Annotated in this window: 17 protein-coding genes; 7 read left to right on the top strand and 10 right to left on the bottom strand. The window is 61.3% G+C overall.

Annotated features, from left to right (window positions below):
• Positions 1 to 102: 102 nt before the first annotated feature.
• On the top strand, positions 103 to 1,077 hold the full coding sequence (locus BM70_RS0102020) for a LysR family transcriptional regulator (protein ID WP_025854442.1): 975 nt from the start codon (positions 103 to 105) through the stop codon (positions 1,075 to 1,077).
• Here BM70_RS0102020 and BM70_RS33490 read toward each other — a convergent pair.
• From BM70_RS33490 to BM70_RS0102010, 3 genes are all read right to left on the bottom strand, one after another.
• The gene (locus tag BM70_RS33490; RefSeq protein ID WP_081782021.1) at positions 1,007 to 1,204 is read right to left on the bottom strand and encodes a PA3496 family putative envelope integrity protein; all 198 of its coding nucleotides are present in this window, start codon (positions 1,202 to 1,204) and stop codon (positions 1,007 to 1,009) included. The genes BM70_RS0102020 and BM70_RS33490 overlap by 71 nt on opposite strands.
• 215 nt (positions 1,205 to 1,419) lie before the next feature.
• On the bottom strand, positions 1,420 to 2,286 hold the full coding sequence (hexR, locus tag BM70_RS0102015) for a transcriptional regulator HexR (protein ID WP_003177007.1): 867 nt from the start codon (positions 2,284 to 2,286) through the stop codon (positions 1,420 to 1,422).
• Between the two features lie 158 nt (positions 2,287 to 2,444).
• The gene (locus BM70_RS0102010; protein ID WP_025854441.1) at positions 2,445 to 5,321 is read right to left on the bottom strand and encodes an EAL domain-containing protein; all 2,877 of its coding nucleotides are present in this window, start codon (positions 5,319 to 5,321) and stop codon (positions 2,445 to 2,447) included.
• A gap of 247 nt (positions 5,322 to 5,568) precedes the next feature.
• On the opposite strand from BM70_RS0102010, the gene uvrD reads away from it, so the two are divergent.
• The 3 genes from uvrD (at position 5,569) to BM70_RS0101995 (ending at position 9,467) form a co-directional block, all read left to right on the top strand.
• Complete coding sequence (gene uvrD, locus BM70_RS0102005) at positions 5,569 to 7,752, top strand: DNA helicase II (protein ID WP_025854440.1); 2,184 nt, start codon at positions 5,569 to 5,571, stop codon at positions 7,750 to 7,752.
• Positions 7,753 to 8,054: 302 nt separating this feature from the next.
• Positions 8,055 to 8,924, top strand: a complete 870-nt coding sequence (locus tag BM70_RS0102000) for a Tim44 domain-containing protein (protein WP_025854439.1) — start codon at positions 8,055 to 8,057, stop codon at positions 8,922 to 8,924.
• 135 nt (positions 8,925 to 9,059) lie between these two features.
• A complete protein-coding gene (locus tag BM70_RS0101995) occupies positions 9,060 to 9,467 on the top strand; it encodes an SMI1/KNR4 family protein (protein ID WP_010207624.1) in 408 nt (135 codons plus the stop codon).
• Between the two features lie 197 nt (positions 9,468 to 9,664).
• Here BM70_RS0101995 and BM70_RS0101990 read toward each other — a convergent pair whose 3' ends face one another.
• Positions 9,665 to 11,428: a cation:proton antiporter gene (locus tag BM70_RS0101990; protein ID WP_025854438.1), complete on the bottom strand. Its 1,764-nt coding sequence runs from the start codon at positions 11,426 to 11,428 to the stop codon at positions 9,665 to 9,667.
• 291 nt (positions 11,429 to 11,719) lie between these two features.
• Here BM70_RS0101990 and BM70_RS0101985 point away from each other — a divergent pair, with 291 nt between their 5' ends.
• Positions 11,720 to 12,196, top strand: a complete 477-nt coding sequence (locus BM70_RS0101985; RefSeq protein ID WP_017739034.1) for an acyl-CoA thioesterase — start codon at positions 11,720 to 11,722, stop codon at positions 12,194 to 12,196.
• A 140-nt stretch (positions 12,197 to 12,336) separates the two neighbouring features.
• Here the strand turns inward: BM70_RS0101985 and pdxY are convergent, their stop codons facing one another.
• Entirely contained in the window at positions 12,337 to 13,209 is an 873-nt protein-coding gene (pdxY, locus tag BM70_RS0101980) for a pyridoxal kinase PdxY (RefSeq protein WP_025854437.1), read from the bottom strand.
• Between the two features lie 117 nt (positions 13,210 to 13,326).
• Here pdxY and BM70_RS0101975 point away from each other — a divergent pair, with 117 nt between their 5' ends.
• Positions 13,327 to 13,722 (top strand): DUF3301 domain-containing protein, encoded by a 396-nt coding sequence (locus BM70_RS0101975; protein ID WP_025854436.1) that lies wholly within the window; start codon positions 13,327 to 13,329, stop codon positions 13,720 to 13,722.
• On the opposite strand, the gene BM70_RS0101970 is transcribed toward BM70_RS0101975, so the two are convergent.
• The 4 genes from BM70_RS0101970 to dksA are packed head-to-tail and all read right to left on the bottom strand — an operon-like array spanning position 13,716 to position 17,007.
• The gene (locus tag BM70_RS0101970; protein WP_025854435.1) at positions 13,716 to 14,678 is read right to left on the bottom strand and encodes a GTP-binding protein; all 963 of its coding nucleotides are present in this window, start codon (positions 14,676 to 14,678) and stop codon (positions 13,716 to 13,718) included. The genes BM70_RS0101975 and BM70_RS0101970 overlap by 7 nt on opposite strands.
• Positions 14,679 to 14,722: 44 nt before the next feature.
• Entirely contained in the window at positions 14,723 to 15,367 is a 645-nt protein-coding gene (locus tag BM70_RS0101965; protein WP_025854434.1) for a DUF1826 domain-containing protein, read from the bottom strand.
• Positions 15,367 to 16,575 carry a zinc metallochaperone GTPase ZigA gene (zigA, locus tag BM70_RS0101960; RefSeq protein ID WP_025854433.1) on the bottom strand — a complete coding sequence of 403 codons (1,209 nt, stop codon included), beginning with the start codon at positions 16,573 to 16,575 and terminating at the stop codon, positions 15,367 to 15,369. The genes BM70_RS0101965 and zigA overlap by 1 nt, the downstream gene beginning before the upstream one ends.
• 27 nt (positions 16,576 to 16,602) lie before the next feature.
• Entirely contained in the window at positions 16,603 to 17,007 is a 405-nt protein-coding gene (dksA, locus tag BM70_RS0101955; RefSeq protein WP_025854432.1) for an RNA polymerase-binding protein DksA, read from the bottom strand.
• A 127-nt stretch (positions 17,008 to 17,134) separates the two neighbouring features.
• On the opposite strand from dksA, the gene BM70_RS0101950 reads away from it, so the two are divergent.
• A complete protein-coding gene (locus BM70_RS0101950) occupies positions 17,135 to 17,503 on the top strand; it encodes a hypothetical protein (RefSeq protein WP_025854431.1) in 369 nt (122 codons plus the stop codon).
• Here BM70_RS0101950 and BM70_RS0101945 read toward each other — a convergent pair.
• Positions 17,500 to 18,702: an N-acetylmuramoyl-L-alanine amidase gene (locus tag BM70_RS0101945; RefSeq protein WP_025854430.1), complete on the bottom strand. Its 1,203-nt coding sequence runs from the start codon at positions 18,700 to 18,702 to the stop codon at positions 17,500 to 17,502. The two genes, BM70_RS0101950 and BM70_RS0101945, sit on opposite strands and share 4 nt — an antisense overlap.
• Positions 18,703 to 18,737 lie beyond the last annotated feature (35 nt).

The raw sequence follows: 18,737 nt of genomic DNA, 5'->3' as shown, positions 1-18,737 counted from the left end.
ACTAAGCCCGCAGAGGGATTAACAAAAATCAATAATTATTGGGTTGCTCATAAGTAAAGACTTATAGTTGGCCAGACGGCCTTGGGCGAAAGGATTTAGATAATGCGTAAGTCATTGATGCGTATGACATTGCGTCAATTGCAGATCTTCAATGAAGTGTGTGATTTGCGCTCCTACAGCCGCGCGGCCGAGGAAATGTCCCTCACACAGCCTGCCGTTAGCCTACAAATTCGCCAGTTAGAAGAGCTGATCGGCCAGCCGCTGTTCGATTACGTCGGCAAAAAGCTCTACATGACCGAAGCCGCCGAAGCCCTGCAGCGTGCCAGCCGCGACATTTTCGGGCGCCTGGAAAATCTCGACATGCAGCTCTCGGACATGCAGGGCTCGCTGCAAGGCCAGTTGAAACTGGCGATTGAATCCAGCGCCAAGTACTTCGTGCCGCACCTGTTTGCCGCCTTCAAGCGCCAGCATCCAGAGGTGCAGTTGCACCTCACGGTGGTCAACCGCGCCCAGGTGATCCGCCGGCTTTCGGACAACCGCGACGACTTGGTAATCATGTCCATGGTGCCTCAGGACATGGGCCTGGAATTCCTGCCGTTCCTCAACAACCCGATCGTCGCCGTGGCGCCGCTCGACCATCCCTTGAGCCTGCAAGGCCCGCTGCGCCTGCAGGACCTGGAGCCCTACACGCTGCTGCTGCGAGAACCGGGCTCCGGCACGCGGCTGGCCTGCGAGGAGTACTTCAAGGAAAAACGCGTGCACTTCACCCAGACGGTGGAAGTGGCCTCGGCCGAGGCGCAACGCGAATGCGTATGTGCCGGGCTGGGCGTGGCGTTACTGACGCGCCATGCGGTCAATATGGAACTGGCCACCGGCGGGCTCAAAGAGCTGCCGGTGGAAGAACTGCCGCTGTACCGCAGTTGGTGCCTGGTGCAGGCCAAGGCCAAGCGCCTGTCACCGGTGGCCCATGCGTTCCTGGGCTTTATCCGTAGCGAGCGGGTGCAGATCAGCGCGCTGGCTGAGCGCTTCGCTGGGCAGCCGCGGGTGCCTGCCAGTGGAGTTCCGGGTAATCCGTGATGCTCTGGAGCAGCTGGCGCGCCTCACAACGGTCTTCGATTGCGCGACGGAACGCCATGCGGCGCTGGTCTTCCTGCTGACGACGGGTTTTGACGGAGCTGCTGCTTTCTTCGTAGTGCCGGGCCATTTGGAGTCTCCCAATGCGAGTACGGGGAGTTCAGGATGGCCTTGGGGAGTTACGGTTTGGCGGCACACGCATGACAAGACGATGAACATTCCTGATCTGTAGGAAATCCAAATGTGGGAGGGGGCTTGCCCCCGATAGCAGTGGGCCAGCCAATGCATTTGGTGACTGATACACCGCAATCGGGGGCAAGCCCCCTCCCACATTTTGATCTCAGGTCAATCGTCGAGGGCTTTGACGGATTTCGGTGACAGGCGAAGGCTGCGCAGACTGCGCTTCACACTCTTGAGGTGGTTGACCAGGCTCGGCCCACGCGCCATGGCCACACCCATCGCCAGCACGTCGATCACCACCAGATGGGCGATGCGCGAGGTCAGCGGCGTATAGATTTCGGTGTCTTCATGCACATCGATCGCCAGGTTGACCGTGGACAGTTCCGCCAACGGCGTCTGGCTTGGGCACAGGGTGATCAGCGAAGCGCCGCTTTCACGCACCAGGTTGGCGGTGATCAGCAAGTCTTTGGAGCGGCCCGACTGGGAGATGCAGATGGCCACGTCGGTGGGCTTCAAGGTCACCGCTGACATGGCCTGCATGTGCGGGTCACTGTAGGCCGCTGCGGTGAGCAACAGGCGGAAGAATTTGTGCTGGGCATCGGCAGCCACCGCGCCAGAAGCACCGAAGCCATAGAACTCGACGCGCTGGGCCTGGGACATGGCCGTCACGGCCTTTTGCAACTCCACCGGGTCGAGCTTTTCGCGCACTTCCATCAGGGTGTGCAGGGTGGTGTCGAAGATCTTCAGGCTGTAGTCAGCGACAGAATCGTCTTCATGAATCGCAAATTGCCCGAAGCTCGCACCGGCGGCCAGGCTTTGGGCCAGCTTGAGTTTCAAGTCCTGGAACCCGGAGCAACCGATGGCGCGGCAGAAGCGCACGATGGTCGGCTCGCTGATGCCCACGCTGTGGGCCAGGTCGGCCATGGAACTGTGCATCACAGCCGCAGGGTCAAGCAGCACGTGATCGGCAACCTTGAGTTCCGATTTGCGTAACAGGTGGCGCGACTGGGCGATATGTTGCAACAGGTTCAAAGGGCAGGACTCTTGTTATGGGCAGGGCCAAGGATGTAGCAAGCTTGTAGTTATACTACAAGAATTGCCGTTTTGCCCGTCCGACGCATCACTAAATCGCCCTGCCCGCCTTTGAATCTAAGGGCGGCGTAGTTGTAGCCACAGGAGCGGCCTCGGCATCACTGAGGAAATTCTGCATTTTTCCGTAACAAATCTGCCAGCCCTTCTGCCTCCATCGGCCGGCTGATCAAATAGCCCTGCACTTCGTCACAACGTTCCCCGCGCAGGAAATCCAGTTGTTGCTGGTCTTCCACACCCTCGGCCACCACCTTGAGCGCCAGCCCGTGGGCCATGGCGATGATTGCCCGGGTGATAGCGGCATCTTCACGCCCCTGGCCAAGCCCCCGGATGAAGGTCTGGTCGATCTTCACGTAGTCCACAGGGATGCGCTTGAGGTAGCTGAGGGACGAATAACCGGTGCCAAAATCATCGATCGCCAGCTTCACCCCCAGGTCGCGCAGTTGCTGGAAGGTAGCGATGATATGTTCGACGCTGTCGAGCAACTGGCTTTCGGTCAGCTCCAGTTCGAGGTATTGCGGGTCCAGGCCGGTTTCTTCGAGCACCTGGCGCACCAGGCTGACCAACTTGCCCTGGCGCAGTTGGTGCACCGAGAGGTTCACCGACACCCGGATCGGCGCCAGCCCCTGACGCTGCCATTCACACGCCTGCCAGCAGGCCTGGCGCAGCACGAACTCACCCAGCGGCACGATCAGGCCGGTCTCTTCGGCCAGGCCGATAAAATCCCCCGGCGGCACCATGCCCCACTGCGGATGCTCCCAGCGAATCAGCGCTTCAGCCGCATTCAGCTTGCCGGTGGCCAGACACAGTTTCGGTTGATAGAACACCGAGAGTTGGCGCTCTTCGATGGCTTTGCGCAGATGGTTTTCCAGCTGCAAGCGCTCCAGGGTGCTGGCTTGCAGGCTGTCGGTGTAGAACTGGAAGTTGTTACCGCCCAAGTGTTTGGCGTGCTGCATCGCCATGTTCGACTGGCTGACCAGTGCGGAAATTTCCCGTGCGTTGTCTGGCAACAGGCTGACGCCCATCGAAGCACTGACCACCAGCTCATGCCCTTCCACCGTCACCGGCACGCGCAATTTGGCCAGCAGCCGCGTGGCGACTCGCGCCAGGCTCGACAGGTTGCCGTAGGCGTCGAACAACACCGCGAATTCGTCCCCGGACAGGCGGGCAATGGTGTCGGCCTCCGGCAAGGCGTTGATCAGGCGGCGCGCCATTTTCTGCAGCAATTGGTCGGCGACTTCATGACCGAGGCTGTCGTTAAGCAGTTTGAACCGGTCCAGGTTGATGTGCAGCAACGCCAAACTGCGCCCGCCCTGGCGTACACGCTGGTGAGCCTCGCGCAGCCGTTCGCGGAACAGCGAGCGGTTGGCCAGGCCGGTCAACTCGTCGTAATGGGTGAGGTAGCGCATGCGCTCTTCGGACTCACGCCGTGCTGACAGATCGGCGAAAAAGCCCACGATGTGACTGACTTTTCCACGAATATCGCGCACCACGTTCAGTTGCAGCCACTGTGGGTAAAGCTCGCCGTTCTTGCGCGTCTCCACTAGTTCGCCCTGCCATGTGCCGTGGCTGAGTAACGCCTGGCGGATCGCCGGGAAGTGGCGACGGGCATCACGACTGCTGGGTAGCTCAACCACGTTGCGACCGAGCATGTCGTCGATGTCAAAGCCGGTGACTCGGCTAAAGGCCTGGTTGACGGCAATCAGCTTGTACTCCGGATCAAGGATCACGATGCCTTCGCTGGCCGCTTCAAATACGGTCGACGCCAGGCGCTGCTGTTCTTCCAGGACTTTGCCGGCGCTGATATCGCGGCGGGTACCCAGCATGCGCGTGACCCGACCACCGGGCGTGCGCTCCACGGCGCGGCCACGGTCTTCGATCCATACCCAGTGGCCGTCGCCGTGGCGCACACGGTATTCCACCTGATAGTCCTCGCTGCGGCCCTTGAGGTGCTCCACCAGGGCACGCTTGAGCAGCGGCAAGTCTTCGGGGTGCAGGCGCGGCTTGAGGTGGCTGAGCATCGCCGTGACGTACTCCGGCTCCAGGCCGAACAGTTCCTTGAGCTGGGTGTGGTGGACTTCGTCGGTTTGCAGGTTCCAGTCCCACAGGCCCAGCTCACTGGCCTGCAGGGCCATGGCCAGGCGCGCCTCGCTTTTATTCAAGGCCAGGCTGGCGGCGTCCAGCTCCTGGCTGCGCTGTGCCACGCGGTCCTGCAGGCCGATCTGGGCTTCGCGCAGTTCTTGCTCGACCTGGCGACGCTGTTCGACTTCGCGCACCAGCTCCTGATTGAGTTGTTCGCTGCGCTGCTGCGCCTGTTGCAGGTGCTCGATCAGCGCCTGGTTCTGGAAGCGTCGCAACAGCCCGCGCTGGATCAGGCGGTTGACCTGCCACGCCACCAGGCTCAAGGACGCCAGCAGGATCAGGCCAAGTACGCCCCAGCCACGTTGCTGCGGGTCGCCGCTCCAGAACAGGTAAATGATGGTCGGCACCAGGCACGGCAAGGCAAACGACAAAAACGCCGGCAGGCTCACGGCGTAGGCCACGCTGGCAGACAGTGTCGCCGCGCCGATCAGGCCGAACACCCAGGCCTGTTGCATAAAGCTGTCGACCGGCACCAGGGCGATGGCCGCGGCGGCCAGGGTCAGGCCGCTGACCGCCGAGCCGAGCATGAACATGCGTCGCCATACGGGCTGGGCCTGGCGGCTCGGCATGGCGGAGTCAAACGCCGCCACCTGGATGACGCGCATCGCCACCAGGGCCAGCAGCCAGACCAGCCAGATGCTGTCCAGCAGGTATTGCGTGGGGTTCCAGAGCAGCCAGGCACAGACCAGGCCATTGACCAACATCAACAGGGTCGGCAGCAGCGAGCCCTGATACAGCAGGCGCGTGCGCTCGACCGCCATCTCCGTGGCGTAGTGTTTGCGAAGAACCTGCGCGGGCGCCGCCGAGGGGCCGAGCAGGTCAGTGCTGAGGGTCATAGGCAATGTTCTTATAATGGTGAGCCCGAAACGTCGACGGAGCATACACAAGCAAGCGCGTGGGCCAAACTGCTCTACGTCATAAAAACTGCACGGTCACGCGGCGCAAACTTCGGGGCCAGACGGCTTGAGCGAGACGCTGCGCGGGCTGTGGCCGTTGACCGACCGGTCATCACCCTGGCGGTTTTCCGTCGACCACCCGGCATTGGTATTTGCCCCACTCTCCCGGGGGCCATAGAATGCGCCGATGCGCGATGATCTCTCTCTTTTGCTGAACTCCCTCAACGATGCCCAACGCCAGGCCGTAGCCGCCCCCGTTGGCCGTCAGTTGGTCCTGGCCGGTGCTGGCTCCGGTAAAACCCGAGTGCTGGTGCACCGTATCGCCTGGTTGATCCAGGTCGAGAACGCGTCCCCCCATTCGATCCTGTCGGTGACCTTCACCAATAAGGCCGCTGCCGAGATGCGCCACCGCATCGAGCAACTGATGGGCATCAGCCCGGCCGGCATGTGGGTGGGCACCTTCCACGGCCTGGCACACCGCCTGTTGCGAGCGCACTGGCAGGAAGCGGGCCTGAGCCAGACCTTCCAGATTCTCGACAGCGACGACCAGCAACGCCTGGTCAAGCGGGTGATCCGCGAGTTGGGCCTGGACGAACAGCGCTGGCCGGCGCGCCAGGCACAATGGTTCATCAACGGCCAGAAAGACGAAGGCCTGCGTCCACAACATATCCAGGCCAGCGGTGATTTGTTCCTGGCCACCATGCGCAGCATTTATGAAGCCTACGAGGCGGCCTGCGTGCGCGCCGGGGTCATCGACTTCTCCGAGCTGCTGCTGCGCGCCCTCGACCTGTGGCGTGACAACCCAGGCTTGCTGGCCCATTACCAGAAGCGCTTCCGGCATATCCTGGTGGACGAGTTCCAGGACACCAACGCCGTGCAGTACGCCTGGTTGCGCCTGCTGGCCAAAGGTGGCGACAGCCTGATGGTGGTGGGCGACGACGACCAGTCGATCTACGGCTGGCGTGGCGCGAAAATCGAGAACATCTACCAGTATTCCGAAGACTTCCCGGACGCGGTCACCATCCGCCTGGAGCAGAACTACCGCTCCACCGCCGGGATCCTCAAGGCAGCCAACGCCTTGATCGCCAACAACACCGGGCGTCTTGGCAAAGAGCTGTGGACCGACGGCGGCGAAGGCGAAGCGATCAACCTGTACGCCGCGTTCAACGAGCATGATGAGGCGCGCTACGTGGTGGAAACCATCGAGAGCGCGCTGAAAACCGGCCTGGCACGCAGCGACATCGCCATCCTGTACCGCTCCAACGCCCAATCGCGGGTATTGGAAGAAGCCTTGCTGCGCGAACGTATCCCTTACCGCATCTATGGTGGCCAGCGCTTCTTCGAGCGTGCCGAAATCAAGAACGCCATGGCTTACCTGCGCCTGCTGGAAGGCCGTGGCAACGATGCGGCGCTGGAGCGGGTGATCAACATCCCGGCCCGCGGCATCGGCGAAAAAACCGTCGAAGCCATTCGCGACCACGCGCGCCATGCCGATGTGTCGATGTGGGAAGCCATGCGCTTGCTGATCGCCAATAAAGGCCTGACCGGTCGTGCTGCCGGGGCGTTGGGCGTGTTTGTCGAGCTGATCGAGAACCTCGCCGCCAAGTGCGCGGAAATGCCCCTGCACCTGATGACCCAGACCGTGATCGAACAGTCAGGGTTGATCGCCTACCACGAAGCGGAAAAAGGCGAGAAAGGCCAGGCCCGGGTAGAAAACCTTGAGGAACTGGTCAGCGCCGCCCGTGCGTTCGAAAACACCGACGAAGACGAAGAGCTGACCCCGCTCGCCGCGTTCCTCGGCCACGCCTCGCTGGAAGCCGGCGATACCCAGGCCGATGAACATGAAGACAGCATCCAGCTGATGACTTTGCACAGCGCCAAGGGCCTGGAATTCCTGTACGTGTTCCTGGTGGGCATGGAAGAAGGCCTGTTCCCCCACAAGATGAGCCTGGAAGAGCCCGGCCGACTTGAGGAAGAGCGCCGCCTGGCCTATGTGGGCATCACCCGGGCGATGCAGAACCTGGTGATGACCTACGCCGAAACCCGACGCCTCTACGGCAGCGAGACCTACAACAAGGTGTCGCGCTTCGTACGTGAAGTGCCGAAGGGGCTGATCCAGGAAGTGCGCCTGTCCAATAGCGTCAGCCGCCCGTTCGGCGGGGGCCAGCAGCAGAACTCCAGCAGCATGTTTGCCGGTTCCGAGATTCCGGAAACGCAGTTCAGCCTTGGCCAGCAGGTCAGGCATTCGGTGTTCGGCGAAGGCGTGATCCTCAACTTCGAAGGTGCCGGCGCCCAGGCACGGGTGCAGGTGAACTTCACCGAAGGCAGCAAGTGGCTGATGATGGGCTACGCGAAGCTCGAAGCCATCTGAGACCTTCCCTTTGTAGGAGCGAGCTTGCTCGCGAAGATCGTCAACGATAATGCGGGCATTCTGGATGAACGCGTTGCCTGAGCGTTTTTCGCGAGCAAGCTCGCTCCTACAGAGGGCGTGTGGACATGAAGATGGTTGGCCCATCCCTTGTTTTTCATCCGCTCGGGCCAATATCTGTAATTAGTCCTACAGACCCTTCGGAATAGGTCTTACGCAAAAGCCCGAAACATTATGCCGCTAGCCACTGTCACTACACCTGTGCAACATGGCGCGCGTGCAATCCACAAATGGGAATTCCCTTTATGAAACGTTTTCTTAGCATCGCCATGGCGTTGTGCATCGGCCTGACGATGAGCCTCGACGCCAACGCCAAGCGCTTTGGTGGCGGCAAAAGCATGGGCTCGGCACCGACTCACCAGACCAGCCAAATGGCTCCATCCGCCGGTGCCGGCGGTGCTGCGGCTACCGCAGGCGCAGCCGGTGCTGCAGGCGCCGCTGCCAAGGCTGGCGGTGCTTCGCGCTGGTTGGGCCCGCTGGCCGGTATCGCCGCCGGTGGCCTGCTCGCTTCCATGTTCATGGGCGGCGGCTTCCAGGGCATGCAGATCTTCGACATCCTGATCATGGCGGTCATCGCCTTCCTGGTCTTCCGTTTTATCGCCGCCCGTCGCCGCAAGCAGCAGGAGCACCTGGCTCCAGCCGGCGCGCCGATGCAGCGTGAAGTGTTCGAGCAGAAACCCGCCATGGGTTCGATCTTCGGTGGTTCGCCAGCCCCTGCTGCAGCCCGCCCGGTGATCAACGCACCGGCCTGGTTCAACGAAGAGCGTTTCGTCGAAGCGGCCCGCAGCCACTTCCAGTCCCTGCAGCAACACTGGGACGCCAACGAAATGGACAAGATCTCCGAGTTCGTGACCCCGCAACTGCTGGAGTTCCTCAAGCGCGAACGCGCCGACCTGGGCGACGGCTTCCAGTCGACCTACATCGACGACCTGCGCGTACAGCTGGAAGGTGTGGATGATCGCGCCGACAAGACCATCGCCACCCTGACCTTCAGCGGTGTGTCGAAGACCTCGCGTTTCGACCAGGGCGAAGTGTTCAGCGAAAGCTGGAACATGGAACGTGCCCAAGGTGACAACCAGCCTTGGCTGGTCGCCGGTATCCGCCAGAACGGCTGATCCCTGCACGCCTGGCAAGCAGATACAAAAAACCCCGGACCTGTCCGGGGTTTTCTATTTCACGGTTGCACTTATAGCGAGCTACTGTATAAAACGCCCCTATAAACCGCGCCATCTAGCACGAGGATCCCGGCCGTGGAAGAAATCATCGAACAATTGCGTGAAGCCAACGAACCGGTCCCGGTTCCTCTGGAGCTGCCTGACGAAGATTTACTGGTGGAGATCGAGGAACAATTGTTCATCGACATCCCGTTTGTCTTCCGTGAATTCCTGCTGACCGTCAGTGACGTGGTGTACGGCAGCCTGGAGCCGGTGACCGTCACCGACCCGCAGTCCCACACCTACCTGCCGGACGTGGCCGCCAACGCCTGGGACGCCGGTGTTGATCGCAGCCTGATCCCGATCTGCCAGGATGGCGACGATTACTACTGCGTCGAAGAAGACGGCACCGTGGTGCTGTGGTCTGGCGAAGAAGAAATCGTTACCGAAGAAACCTGGGAATCGGTGTGGCACTGGGCGCGGGATGTCTGGCTGGAAAGCTGAGCCCTGCACCCATGGTGACCGGCTTGCTGTGGTGATCGGGCTTAGCGTGGTGAGCGGGCTTGCCCCGCGCTGGGCTGCGTAGCGGCCCCATGCCTCCCCTCGCAAAACCTGAAAGAACGCGTCGCCTGGACTGGGGCTGCTACGCAGCCCAGCGCGAGCAAGCTCGCTCACCACAAAAAGCTAAGTGGCCCGCTCACTCAGTGTTCGGGCGTATCCTTGTGGTTATCCAGGGTCTCCAGCAAGGCGACCTGCATCCGTGTATGCACGCGGATGAACCACCGCCAGAGCACCGCCGCCACCGCCGCCGTCACCACGGCGATCAGCACCAGCAACTTGTTGGTCGGCAGGATACTGGCCGACAAGGCTGCCAATAGCAGGAAAATCACCAGCAGCGAGAGGATCGGGATCAGTTCCGCGATCACCCGCCGCACGCGCTGGGTATGCCGCCCGGCCATTTCCGGCTTCACGCTCATCTCCGCCAGCAACATCGACAGCGCCTTGAGCTTGCGGTACGCCGCGATCAGGAATGGCAGCGACAACAGCAACGCCCCGCCCCAGATCAGCGCCTTCTGCCAGCTTGGATCGCTGATCCAGCCTTCCAGATACCCACCAATGCGCGCCGCGAAAAAGCTGCCGGCAAAGAAGATCGCCACCACCAGCGCCAAGTTGACCCCGACTTGCAGGATGATCTTGCGGATCATCGACGCCAGCATGGCCCCCTCACCCTGGGGCTGAATGCTGCGCAGCCATTCACCATACAGGCCGAACACCCGGCTCAAACGCTTGGGCATGACCGCCGCGATCTTCAATGACAGCGGGTCGGCGCCACGGATCAGGTACGGCGTGAGCAGTGTGGTAATCGCCGAAACCGCCACCGCGACGGGATAGAGGAAATCACTCGTCACCTGCAACGTCATCCCCAGCGCCGCGATGATGAAGGAAAACTCACCAATTTGTGACAGCCCCATGCCCACACGCAGTGAGGTACGGCCATCATTGCCGGCGATAAACGCGCCCAGGCCGCAGGACAACATCTTGCCCAGCACCACCGCTACGGTGATCACCGCAATCGGCCAGGCATATTGCAGCAGGATCTGCGGGTCGATCATCAAGCCAATCGCCACAAAGAAGATGGCGCTGAACATGTCGCGAACCGGCTCGATCAGGCGTTCGATCTTAATCAACTGACGGGATTCGGCCATGATCGCGCCGATCAGGAAGGCACCCAGCACCATGCTGTATTCCAGCTTGACCACCAGCAGGCAGAAGCCGAAGCACAGGCCCAGCACGGTGATCAGCAGCATCTCGTTGCTTTCGAACTTGGCCACGTAGGCCAGCAAACGCGGCACCAGCAAAATGCCGATGACCAACGCGACAATCATGAACAGCGAGAGCTTGCCGACCGTGGAGAAGACTTCGCCGGAGCTGACCGTGCCGCTGACCGCAATGCTCGACAGCAACGCGATGATGCCGATACCGAGGATGTCTTCCACGATCAACACGCCAAAAATCAGCTGGGCGAAGCGCTGGTTCTTCATCTTCAGGTCATTGAGCGCCTTGACGATGATGGTGGTCGAGGAGATCGCCAGGATCGCGCCGAGGAACAGCGAGTCCATGGTGTTCCAGTCGAACCAGCGGCCAATCTCGTAGCCGATCCAGATCATCAGGATGATTTCCAGGAAGGCCGCGATAAACGCCGTGGCGCCAACCTTGAACAGTTTGCGCAGGCTGAACTCCAGGCCCAGGCAGAACATCAGGAAGATCACGCCCAGCTCGGCGAGCGTCTTGATGGTGTCTTCGTCGTGGATCAGGCCGAACGGCGGGGTGTGGGGGCCGATGATGAACCCGGCGACGATGTAGCCCAGCACCACCGGCTGCTTGAGGCGGTGAAACAGGATGGTGACAACCCCTGCCACCAACATGATCACGGCCAGGTCCTGGATAAAGCTGATGGCGTGCATGGCGAGGGGCTCCTTGAGGGTACTGGCGCTTTTCCCACTTCCGCCCGCGCCCTTGAACTGTCGCAAAGTGCGGAGGGAAAAGTCTGCCTTGATCGTAAGAAATGCCCTGAGATGGGCTTTTGAAGGTTAACACCGCGACTTCCGGCAGAAAGCCGGTGCAATATATGGAAACAGATCGGTGCACGCGTGACGGCAAGCCGCCTGCCGGCGTCCCGTTATGGATGGCGCTGCAAAGATTCCAGCACCCGCAGAGGTGCCCCCCAACCAATGCCTACAACCCGTGAGTGTGCTATGGAACCCGGAAACGCCCAGCTGTCGATGACGGTATTGATGACCCCTGATATGGCCAACTTCTCAGGCAATGTCCACGGCGGCACCCTGCTCAAGTACCTCGACGAAGTGGCCTACGCCTGCGCGAGCCGTTATGCCGGCCGCTATGTCGTGACGCTGTCGGTGGACCAGGTGATCTTCCGCGAGCCCATCCATGTCGGCGAACTGGTGACGTTCCTTGCGTCGGTCAACTACACCGGCAATACCTCGATGGAGGTGGGCATCAAGGTGGTGACCGAGAACATCCGCGAGCGCTCGGTGCGCCATACCAACAGCTGCTTCTTCACCATGGTGGCGGTGGACGACCAGCGCAAACCAGCCGCCGTACCGCCGCTGCAACCGCACAACAGCGAAGACAAGCGCCGGTTCGTGCAGGCCCAGCAACGTCGGCAGATCCGCCAGGAGCTGGAAAAGCGCTACCAGGAAATCAAAGGCTGAAGCGCCGTAAATCTCAAACTGTAAACCCAATCAAACTGTGGGAGCGGGCTTGCTCGCGAAGGCAGTGTGTCAGCCGGCTCATCAGGGTCTGGTGCACCGCATTCGCGAGCAAGCCCGCTCCCACATGGAGTTTTGTGTACTTATAGATCTATAGGGGTGGCTTCAAACCGCACGCGGGGATGGGCGATACGGTCCTGAGCACGCACCAACTCCAGTTCATAACTGGCGCAAGCCTGGGTTTCCAGCAGCACTTCATGCACCGCTGCGGCAGTGAACTCAAACGCCGCCAACAGGCTGTCGCCCAACAGCACCCGCGCCAGGAACAGTCCCGAGGTCAGGTCGCCGACGCCCACTGGCTGACGCGGGAATGCCAACAATGGTCGGCGCAGGTGCCAGCTGCCTTCGGCGGTCACCAGCAGCATCTCGAAACCGTCCGGCAGCTTGCCGGGGTAATCCAGATGTTTGACCAATACGGCTTTCGGCCCGCGTGCCAGCAACGCCTTGGCCATGGCCAGGCAATCGAACAACGACTGCGGCTTGCGCCCGGCAAAGCTGTCCAGCTCAAGCTGGTTGGGGCACAGGAAGTCGGCCATGGCCGCGGCTTCGTCCAGCAGGAAGTCGCTGACTTCCTGAGGCACGATGCAGCCCTTTTCCGGGTGGCCCATCACCGGGTCGCACAGGTACAGGGCCTTGGGATTGATGGCCTTGATGCGCGCCACACCCGTCAGGATCGCCCGGCCCTGATCCGCACTGCCCAGGTAACCGGACAACACCGCGTCACAATTGCCCAGTTCACCGATCGCGGCGATACCTTCCACCAGCGCCGGAATCTGCTGCGACGCCAACACTTCGCCCGCCCACTGACCATACTGGGTGTGGTTGGAGAACTGCACCGTGTTCAGCGGCCAGACATTCACCCCGACCCGCTGCATGGGGAACACGGCGGCGCTGTTTCCGGCGTGGCCAAAGACCACATGAGACTGGATCGCAAGCAGATGAGGTGTGCGTTTCATGCAGGAGATTTCCGTAAAGCCGTTGAAATTCTGGCCACGCAGTATGCGACTAAACGCAGCCTGTACGACAGACCGGCGACACAGTTAAGCTGCTCTCACTTTGTTGGAGTTCATTGCATGCTCACCCTGGGAAACATCTTCGTGTTGATGCTGCTGGCGACTGGTGCCGCCTGGGTGTGGCACAACCACGGCCTGCGCGAGCGCGCGCTGGAACGGGTCAAGCAGCATTGCGCCAAACTCGACATCGAGTTGCTGGACGGTGCGGTGGCGCTCAAGCGCATCGGTTTTGTAAAGGATGCCAACGGTCGGCGACGCCTGGCACGCATCTACAACTTTGAATTCACGGTGACGGGCGAAACCCGCCACGCCGGCGTGATCACCCAGTTCGGCGCTCACAGCGCGCAGATCGAACTGGCACCCTACCCGTTCGAGATCAAGACCCCGCTGCCCAGTGCCGAAGTGATCGAGCTGAGCCAGTGGCGCCAGGACCACGGCACCAAGAACCGTCAGTAACGACAGGCTGCCAGGGCGGCCTGCAACGCAGCCACGTCCTGCGGTTCGCCGAAAATCAATTCGATACGCGAGTCACGCCGCCATTCGCTGGGCTGCCAAGCGAGCGCGCTGTTGTCCACAGCATTGGCGCAAACCCAACCTTCGGCGCTGTGGATAACCAGCTTGGCGCGGCGCCACTCAAGGCTTGCCAGCCAACGATTCAGGCGTTGCGCATCGAATTGCTGGCTTGGGTGCCAGCGCCAGCCAACGCTCCAGCCGCCCTCTTGGGCCTGGCTCAAGCAGATCGGTTGCGCGGGATCGCTCCAGATCGCCGGCATCTGCGCCACCCCCCTGGGCACGTCGAAGTTATCCACAGCCGCTGCCGCCTGCGCATTCAGGCCTGGCAACTGCTCCAGAGGCAATTGAGCCTGGCGCGTCCAGTACAGAGGGCAGTCAGGCAACTGCTGTTCAATCGCCTGGCGCTGCGCAGCGTCCAGTGCTTCATCCTTGTTCAATACCAGCAGCCCGGCACTCGCCAGGGCTTCCTGCTGCGCTGCCGGCAAAGGTTTGCCCGCCGCCAGCGCCTGGGCATCCAGCACCAGCACACAGGGCTGAACCGCCAGCACGTTCTGCCAAGGCGCCTCGCGCAACTGCTTGAGCAATTGCGCCGGATGGCCCAGGCCCGACGGTTCGATAAACAGCCGGTCGGGCTTGGCTTTGCGCAACAAACGACCCAGTCCTACCTGGAACGGTGCGCCATTCACACAGCACAGGCAGCCGCCAGCGACTTCGCCCAGGGCAATGCCGTCGTCATCCTGAGTGAGCAAGGCAGCGTCCAGGCCGATCTGCCCGAACTCGTTGATCAGCACGGCCCAGCGCTCGTTGGCCGGGCGCTGGGCGAGCAGGTGCTTGATGAGGCTGGTCTTGCCGGCCCCCAAGGGCCCGGCAATCACGTGGGTGGGAATGTTCTGCAGCATGAGGGGCATCGTTCGGACCGTGTAGAGCGTTTGATCCTACGCGGTTATGCGAGCCAATCCAGTGTCAGGATCAAGCGACGCTCGTCAGCCTTGAGTGCCGGCGAACGGTGAATCAGGCCGTGACCTTCATTGCCATGCCATTTGGTGCCCTTGAGCAGGGCGACTTCGCCGCAGTGGATCTGTTCGACACGCTCGGTGGGTTCGGCATCCGGCTGGCTCAGCTTGCGACGGTCCATCACACCTTCACGCAACCACTGGCTGCCGATCCCGGCATAGGTGGTGATCAGCCGCACCGGCACATGGTCGACGTGAAAACGCGGACACATGGCTTTATCCAACACGCGCAGGCGCACGCCGATGCGCTTGGCGCCCAGCAAACAGGCGAACGCACTGACCAGCCAAGACACATCGGCGATAAAGCCTTCGTAGCCTTCAAGATCGCGGCAACTGGACGCCAGCCCTTGCAAGTTGGGCACGGCGTCTTCGTCGTTGAGCTCAATCACCATGGCTTCGGCCAATGGCTCGTTGAGCGCCACCAGCAAGGCGCCGAACTCGGCGATATGCAGGGGCAACTGGCGCTGCCACACCGCCAGGTTGACGCCATCTTCAAGGATGTCGGACAGCGCCAGCGGAGTTTCACCATAAGTCTGGCGAATCACGGGGCGCAGGGGAATAACCGGGGCCAGCATCAGGCGGCTGCCTCCTCATACCAGGGGCCAAAGGGATCGGCCAGCAGGCGCCAACCGTCGACGCCCAGGGCCATTTCTTCATCGTTGAGCAAGCAAGCGTCCAACTCGGCGCGCAGCTGGTTGAAGTCGATGTTCTGCCCGATAAACACCAGTTCCTGGCGACAGTCACCGGTGCTCAGTTGCCAATTGCCCATGATCGCCGCAATGTTTTCTTCATCCTGGGGCCACTGGTTTTTGGGCACGAAGCGCCACCAGCGACCAGCAAAACCATGGCGCATCAGGCCGCCGGCCTGTGACCAACTGCCCGCATCCTGATGCTTGCTGGCCAGCCAGAAGAAGCCTTTGGAGCGCAGCAGTTTGCCGTTGACCCACGGGCGGTCGATAAAGTCGAAAAAGCGCTGCGGATGAAAGGGACGGCGCGCACGGTAAGCGGTGGACGCGATGCCGTACTCTTCGGTTTCCGGTACATGTTCACCGCGCAACTCCTGCAGCCAGCCCGGCGCTTGAGCTGCGCGTTCAAAGTCGAAGCGGCCGGTGTTGAGGATCTTGTTCAGCGGTACTTCGCCCATGACCATCGGGATGATTTCCGCCTGGGCATTCAGGCGCTCGAGGATCGCCATCAACTCTTCGCGTTCGCGGCTGCTGATCAGGTCGATCTTGCTGATAAGGATCACATCGGCGAATTCGATCTGCTCGATCAGCAGGTCGGTGATGGAGCGCTCGTCTTCTTCACCGAGGGTTTCACCCCGTGAGGCCAGGCTTTCGGCGGCCTGGTAGTCGAGCAGGAAGTTCATGCCGTCGACCACCGTGACCATGGTGTCCAGGCGTGCGATGTCGGCCAGGCTTTGCTCGTTTTCATCACGAAAGGTGAAGGTCTCGGCCACCGGCAAAGGCTCGGAGATACCGGTGGACTCGATCAGCAGGTAATCGAACCGACCTTCCTTGGCGAGTTTTCCGACTTCTTCCAGCAAGTCTTCACGCAAGGTGCAGCAGATGCAGCCGTTGCTCATCTCCACCAGTTTTTCTTCGGCGCGGTTGAGGGTGACGTCACGCTGGACTTCGCTGCCGTCGATGTTGATTTCGCTCATGTCGTTGACGATCACCGCCACCCGCAGGTTGTCGCGGTTGCGCAGGACGTAGTTGAGCAGCGTGCTTTTACCGGCGCCGAGAAAGCCGGACAACACGGTAACGGGGAGACGATTGGGCATCAGGTATTCCTCATCAGGGTTGGCCGGTCAAATCGCCCGTTTATGGCGTTCGCGCAGCTCTTCACGTTCTTTGGCTTCGATACACAGGGTGGCGGTGGGACGTAGCAGCAGGCGGTGCAGGCCGATGGGCTCACCGGTTTCGCGGCACCAGCCGTATTCACCACGGGCCAGCAATTCCAGGGCGTCGTCGATCTTGTCCAACAGCTTCTTTTCCCGCTCGAGCAGGCGCAGTTGCCATTGGCGCTGTTCTTCGGCGCTGCCCACATCGGCCGGGTCGCTGTTGGTTTCCTGTTCACGCAACGCCAGGAACTCGGCGTCGATACGTGCTTGCAGCTCATTGCGCTGGGTCAGCAGCAACTCACGGAAGAACCCTTGCTGGGCTTCATTCATGTAGTCGGCAGGCGGCTGGGCCAGCAGGTCTTGTTCGGTCATGGGGAGCGGTTCACGGGTCAGGCTGTGTTTTAATGTTATAGTATAACAATACAAATAAGCCAATCCCCTCTTGCTCACCTCGACGAAGGGCGCAATGCTTGAACACTTCCCCGCCACGAGAAATCCGATGAAATACCTGGTGTGCGCCCTGTTATTGGCAACGGCCGGAACGGCCTGCGCACAGGTACCCAACCTGCTGGCCAACTGCACGCGCAGCGCCAATCTGCTGGCCTGCGTCGATCCCCTGGGCAATGCCTACAGTGTGGCGACGGTCGGCAGCACCACGTATTTGCGCGGGTACGAGGTGATCGGCAAACGCTATTGGGCACAGACCAACAGCCGCTACGGGCAACTGACGTTCTTTACCGGGTTGGCGTCGGACGGTGAGGCGTGGGTCGGCTACACGCGGCGTGTGGGCTGGACCACCCTCAACCGGTTTTCCAGTTCGGGTGGCGCCAGCGCCAAATTCACCTGCAGCCGTATAACGGGTTGTTAGACCTGACTGTTCTTCTGTTCCTGCACCCACGCCATATAGCTGTTCATCGGCGGGTTCTTCTGGAAGTATTTTTTCAGGCCTTCGAACAAACCATCGGCAACCGCCTGTTGATGCCGCGCGGTAACCAGGCGCGCACTGTCACGCGCATTGGAGATAAACCCGGTTTCCACCAGGATCGACGGCACGTCCGGTGACTTGAGCACCGCGAATCCCGCTTGCTCCACGCGCTTCTGGTGCAGGCTGGTGATGCCTTCCAGGCTGCCCAGGATCGAGTTGCCCAGTTGCAGGCTGGAGGCGATGGTGGCGTTCATCGACATATCCAGAATGACCCCTGCCAGCATCGGGTCCTTGTCCTTCAGATTGAGCAGGCTGGTGGCGCCGAGCAGATCGGCGCCGTTTTCCCGCTGCGCCATGAAGCGTGCGGTGGCTGAAGTCGCGCCGCCTTCGGACAAGGCATACACCGAAGCACCCGACGCAGTGATCCGTGGTGCCGCATCCGCATGCACCGAGATAAACATATCGGCGTTGTGCTTGTGGGCAATCTCCACGCGCTTGCGCAGCGGCACGAAGAAGTCGTCGTTGCGCACCAATTTTACGTCAAAGCCCTTCTCGCGCTTCAAGCGTTTGGCCAACAGTTGAGCGATGGACAGCACCACGTCTTTTTCGCGCTGGCCCTTGGAGCCGACCGCACCAGGGTCCTTGCCGCCGTGGCCAGGATCGACCACCACAATGATGTCGCGCTTGGGGTGCGCCTTATCCACGAGCGGCGCAGGCTCGGCGGCGATTTGGCGAGGCGCCTGGGTGGCGCTGGTCAGGTCCAGCACCAGGCGATGACCCTGGCCATCCTGGGGCGGCAATACAAAGCTGTTGAGCTGCATCGGCGCGGCCAGGTCGAGCACGATGCGCGTGTCGCCTTTGCCGAAATGCCCGGAGCGGATCGCCGTGATGCCGCTGTTCGTCAGCGCCAGTTGAGAGAAATCACCACTGAGCCCGGCGCCACTCAGGTCGATGATCAGGCGTTCCGGCGCGCTCAAGGTGAAGGTCTTGTATTGCACCGGGCCGCTGAGGTCGAACACCAGCCGCAGCTTGTCGTCCGAGCGCCACAGACGGGCGTTGCGTATCTGTGTGGCGTGGGCTGCAAACGGCAGTGTGAAAAGAGGACTGGCCAGAAGCAGGTTAAGGAGCTGACGTCTGTGCATGACAAATACCGCAAATGAAGGAGCGTCCCTACTCG

The organism is Pseudomonas sp. CHM02, assembly GCF_000612585.1.
Taxonomy (GTDB): Bacteria; Pseudomonadota; Gammaproteobacteria; order Pseudomonadales; family Pseudomonadaceae; genus Aquipseudomonas.
Note: the sequence above shows the minus strand (reverse complement) of the source record. Positions and strands in the feature narration are given on the sequence as shown.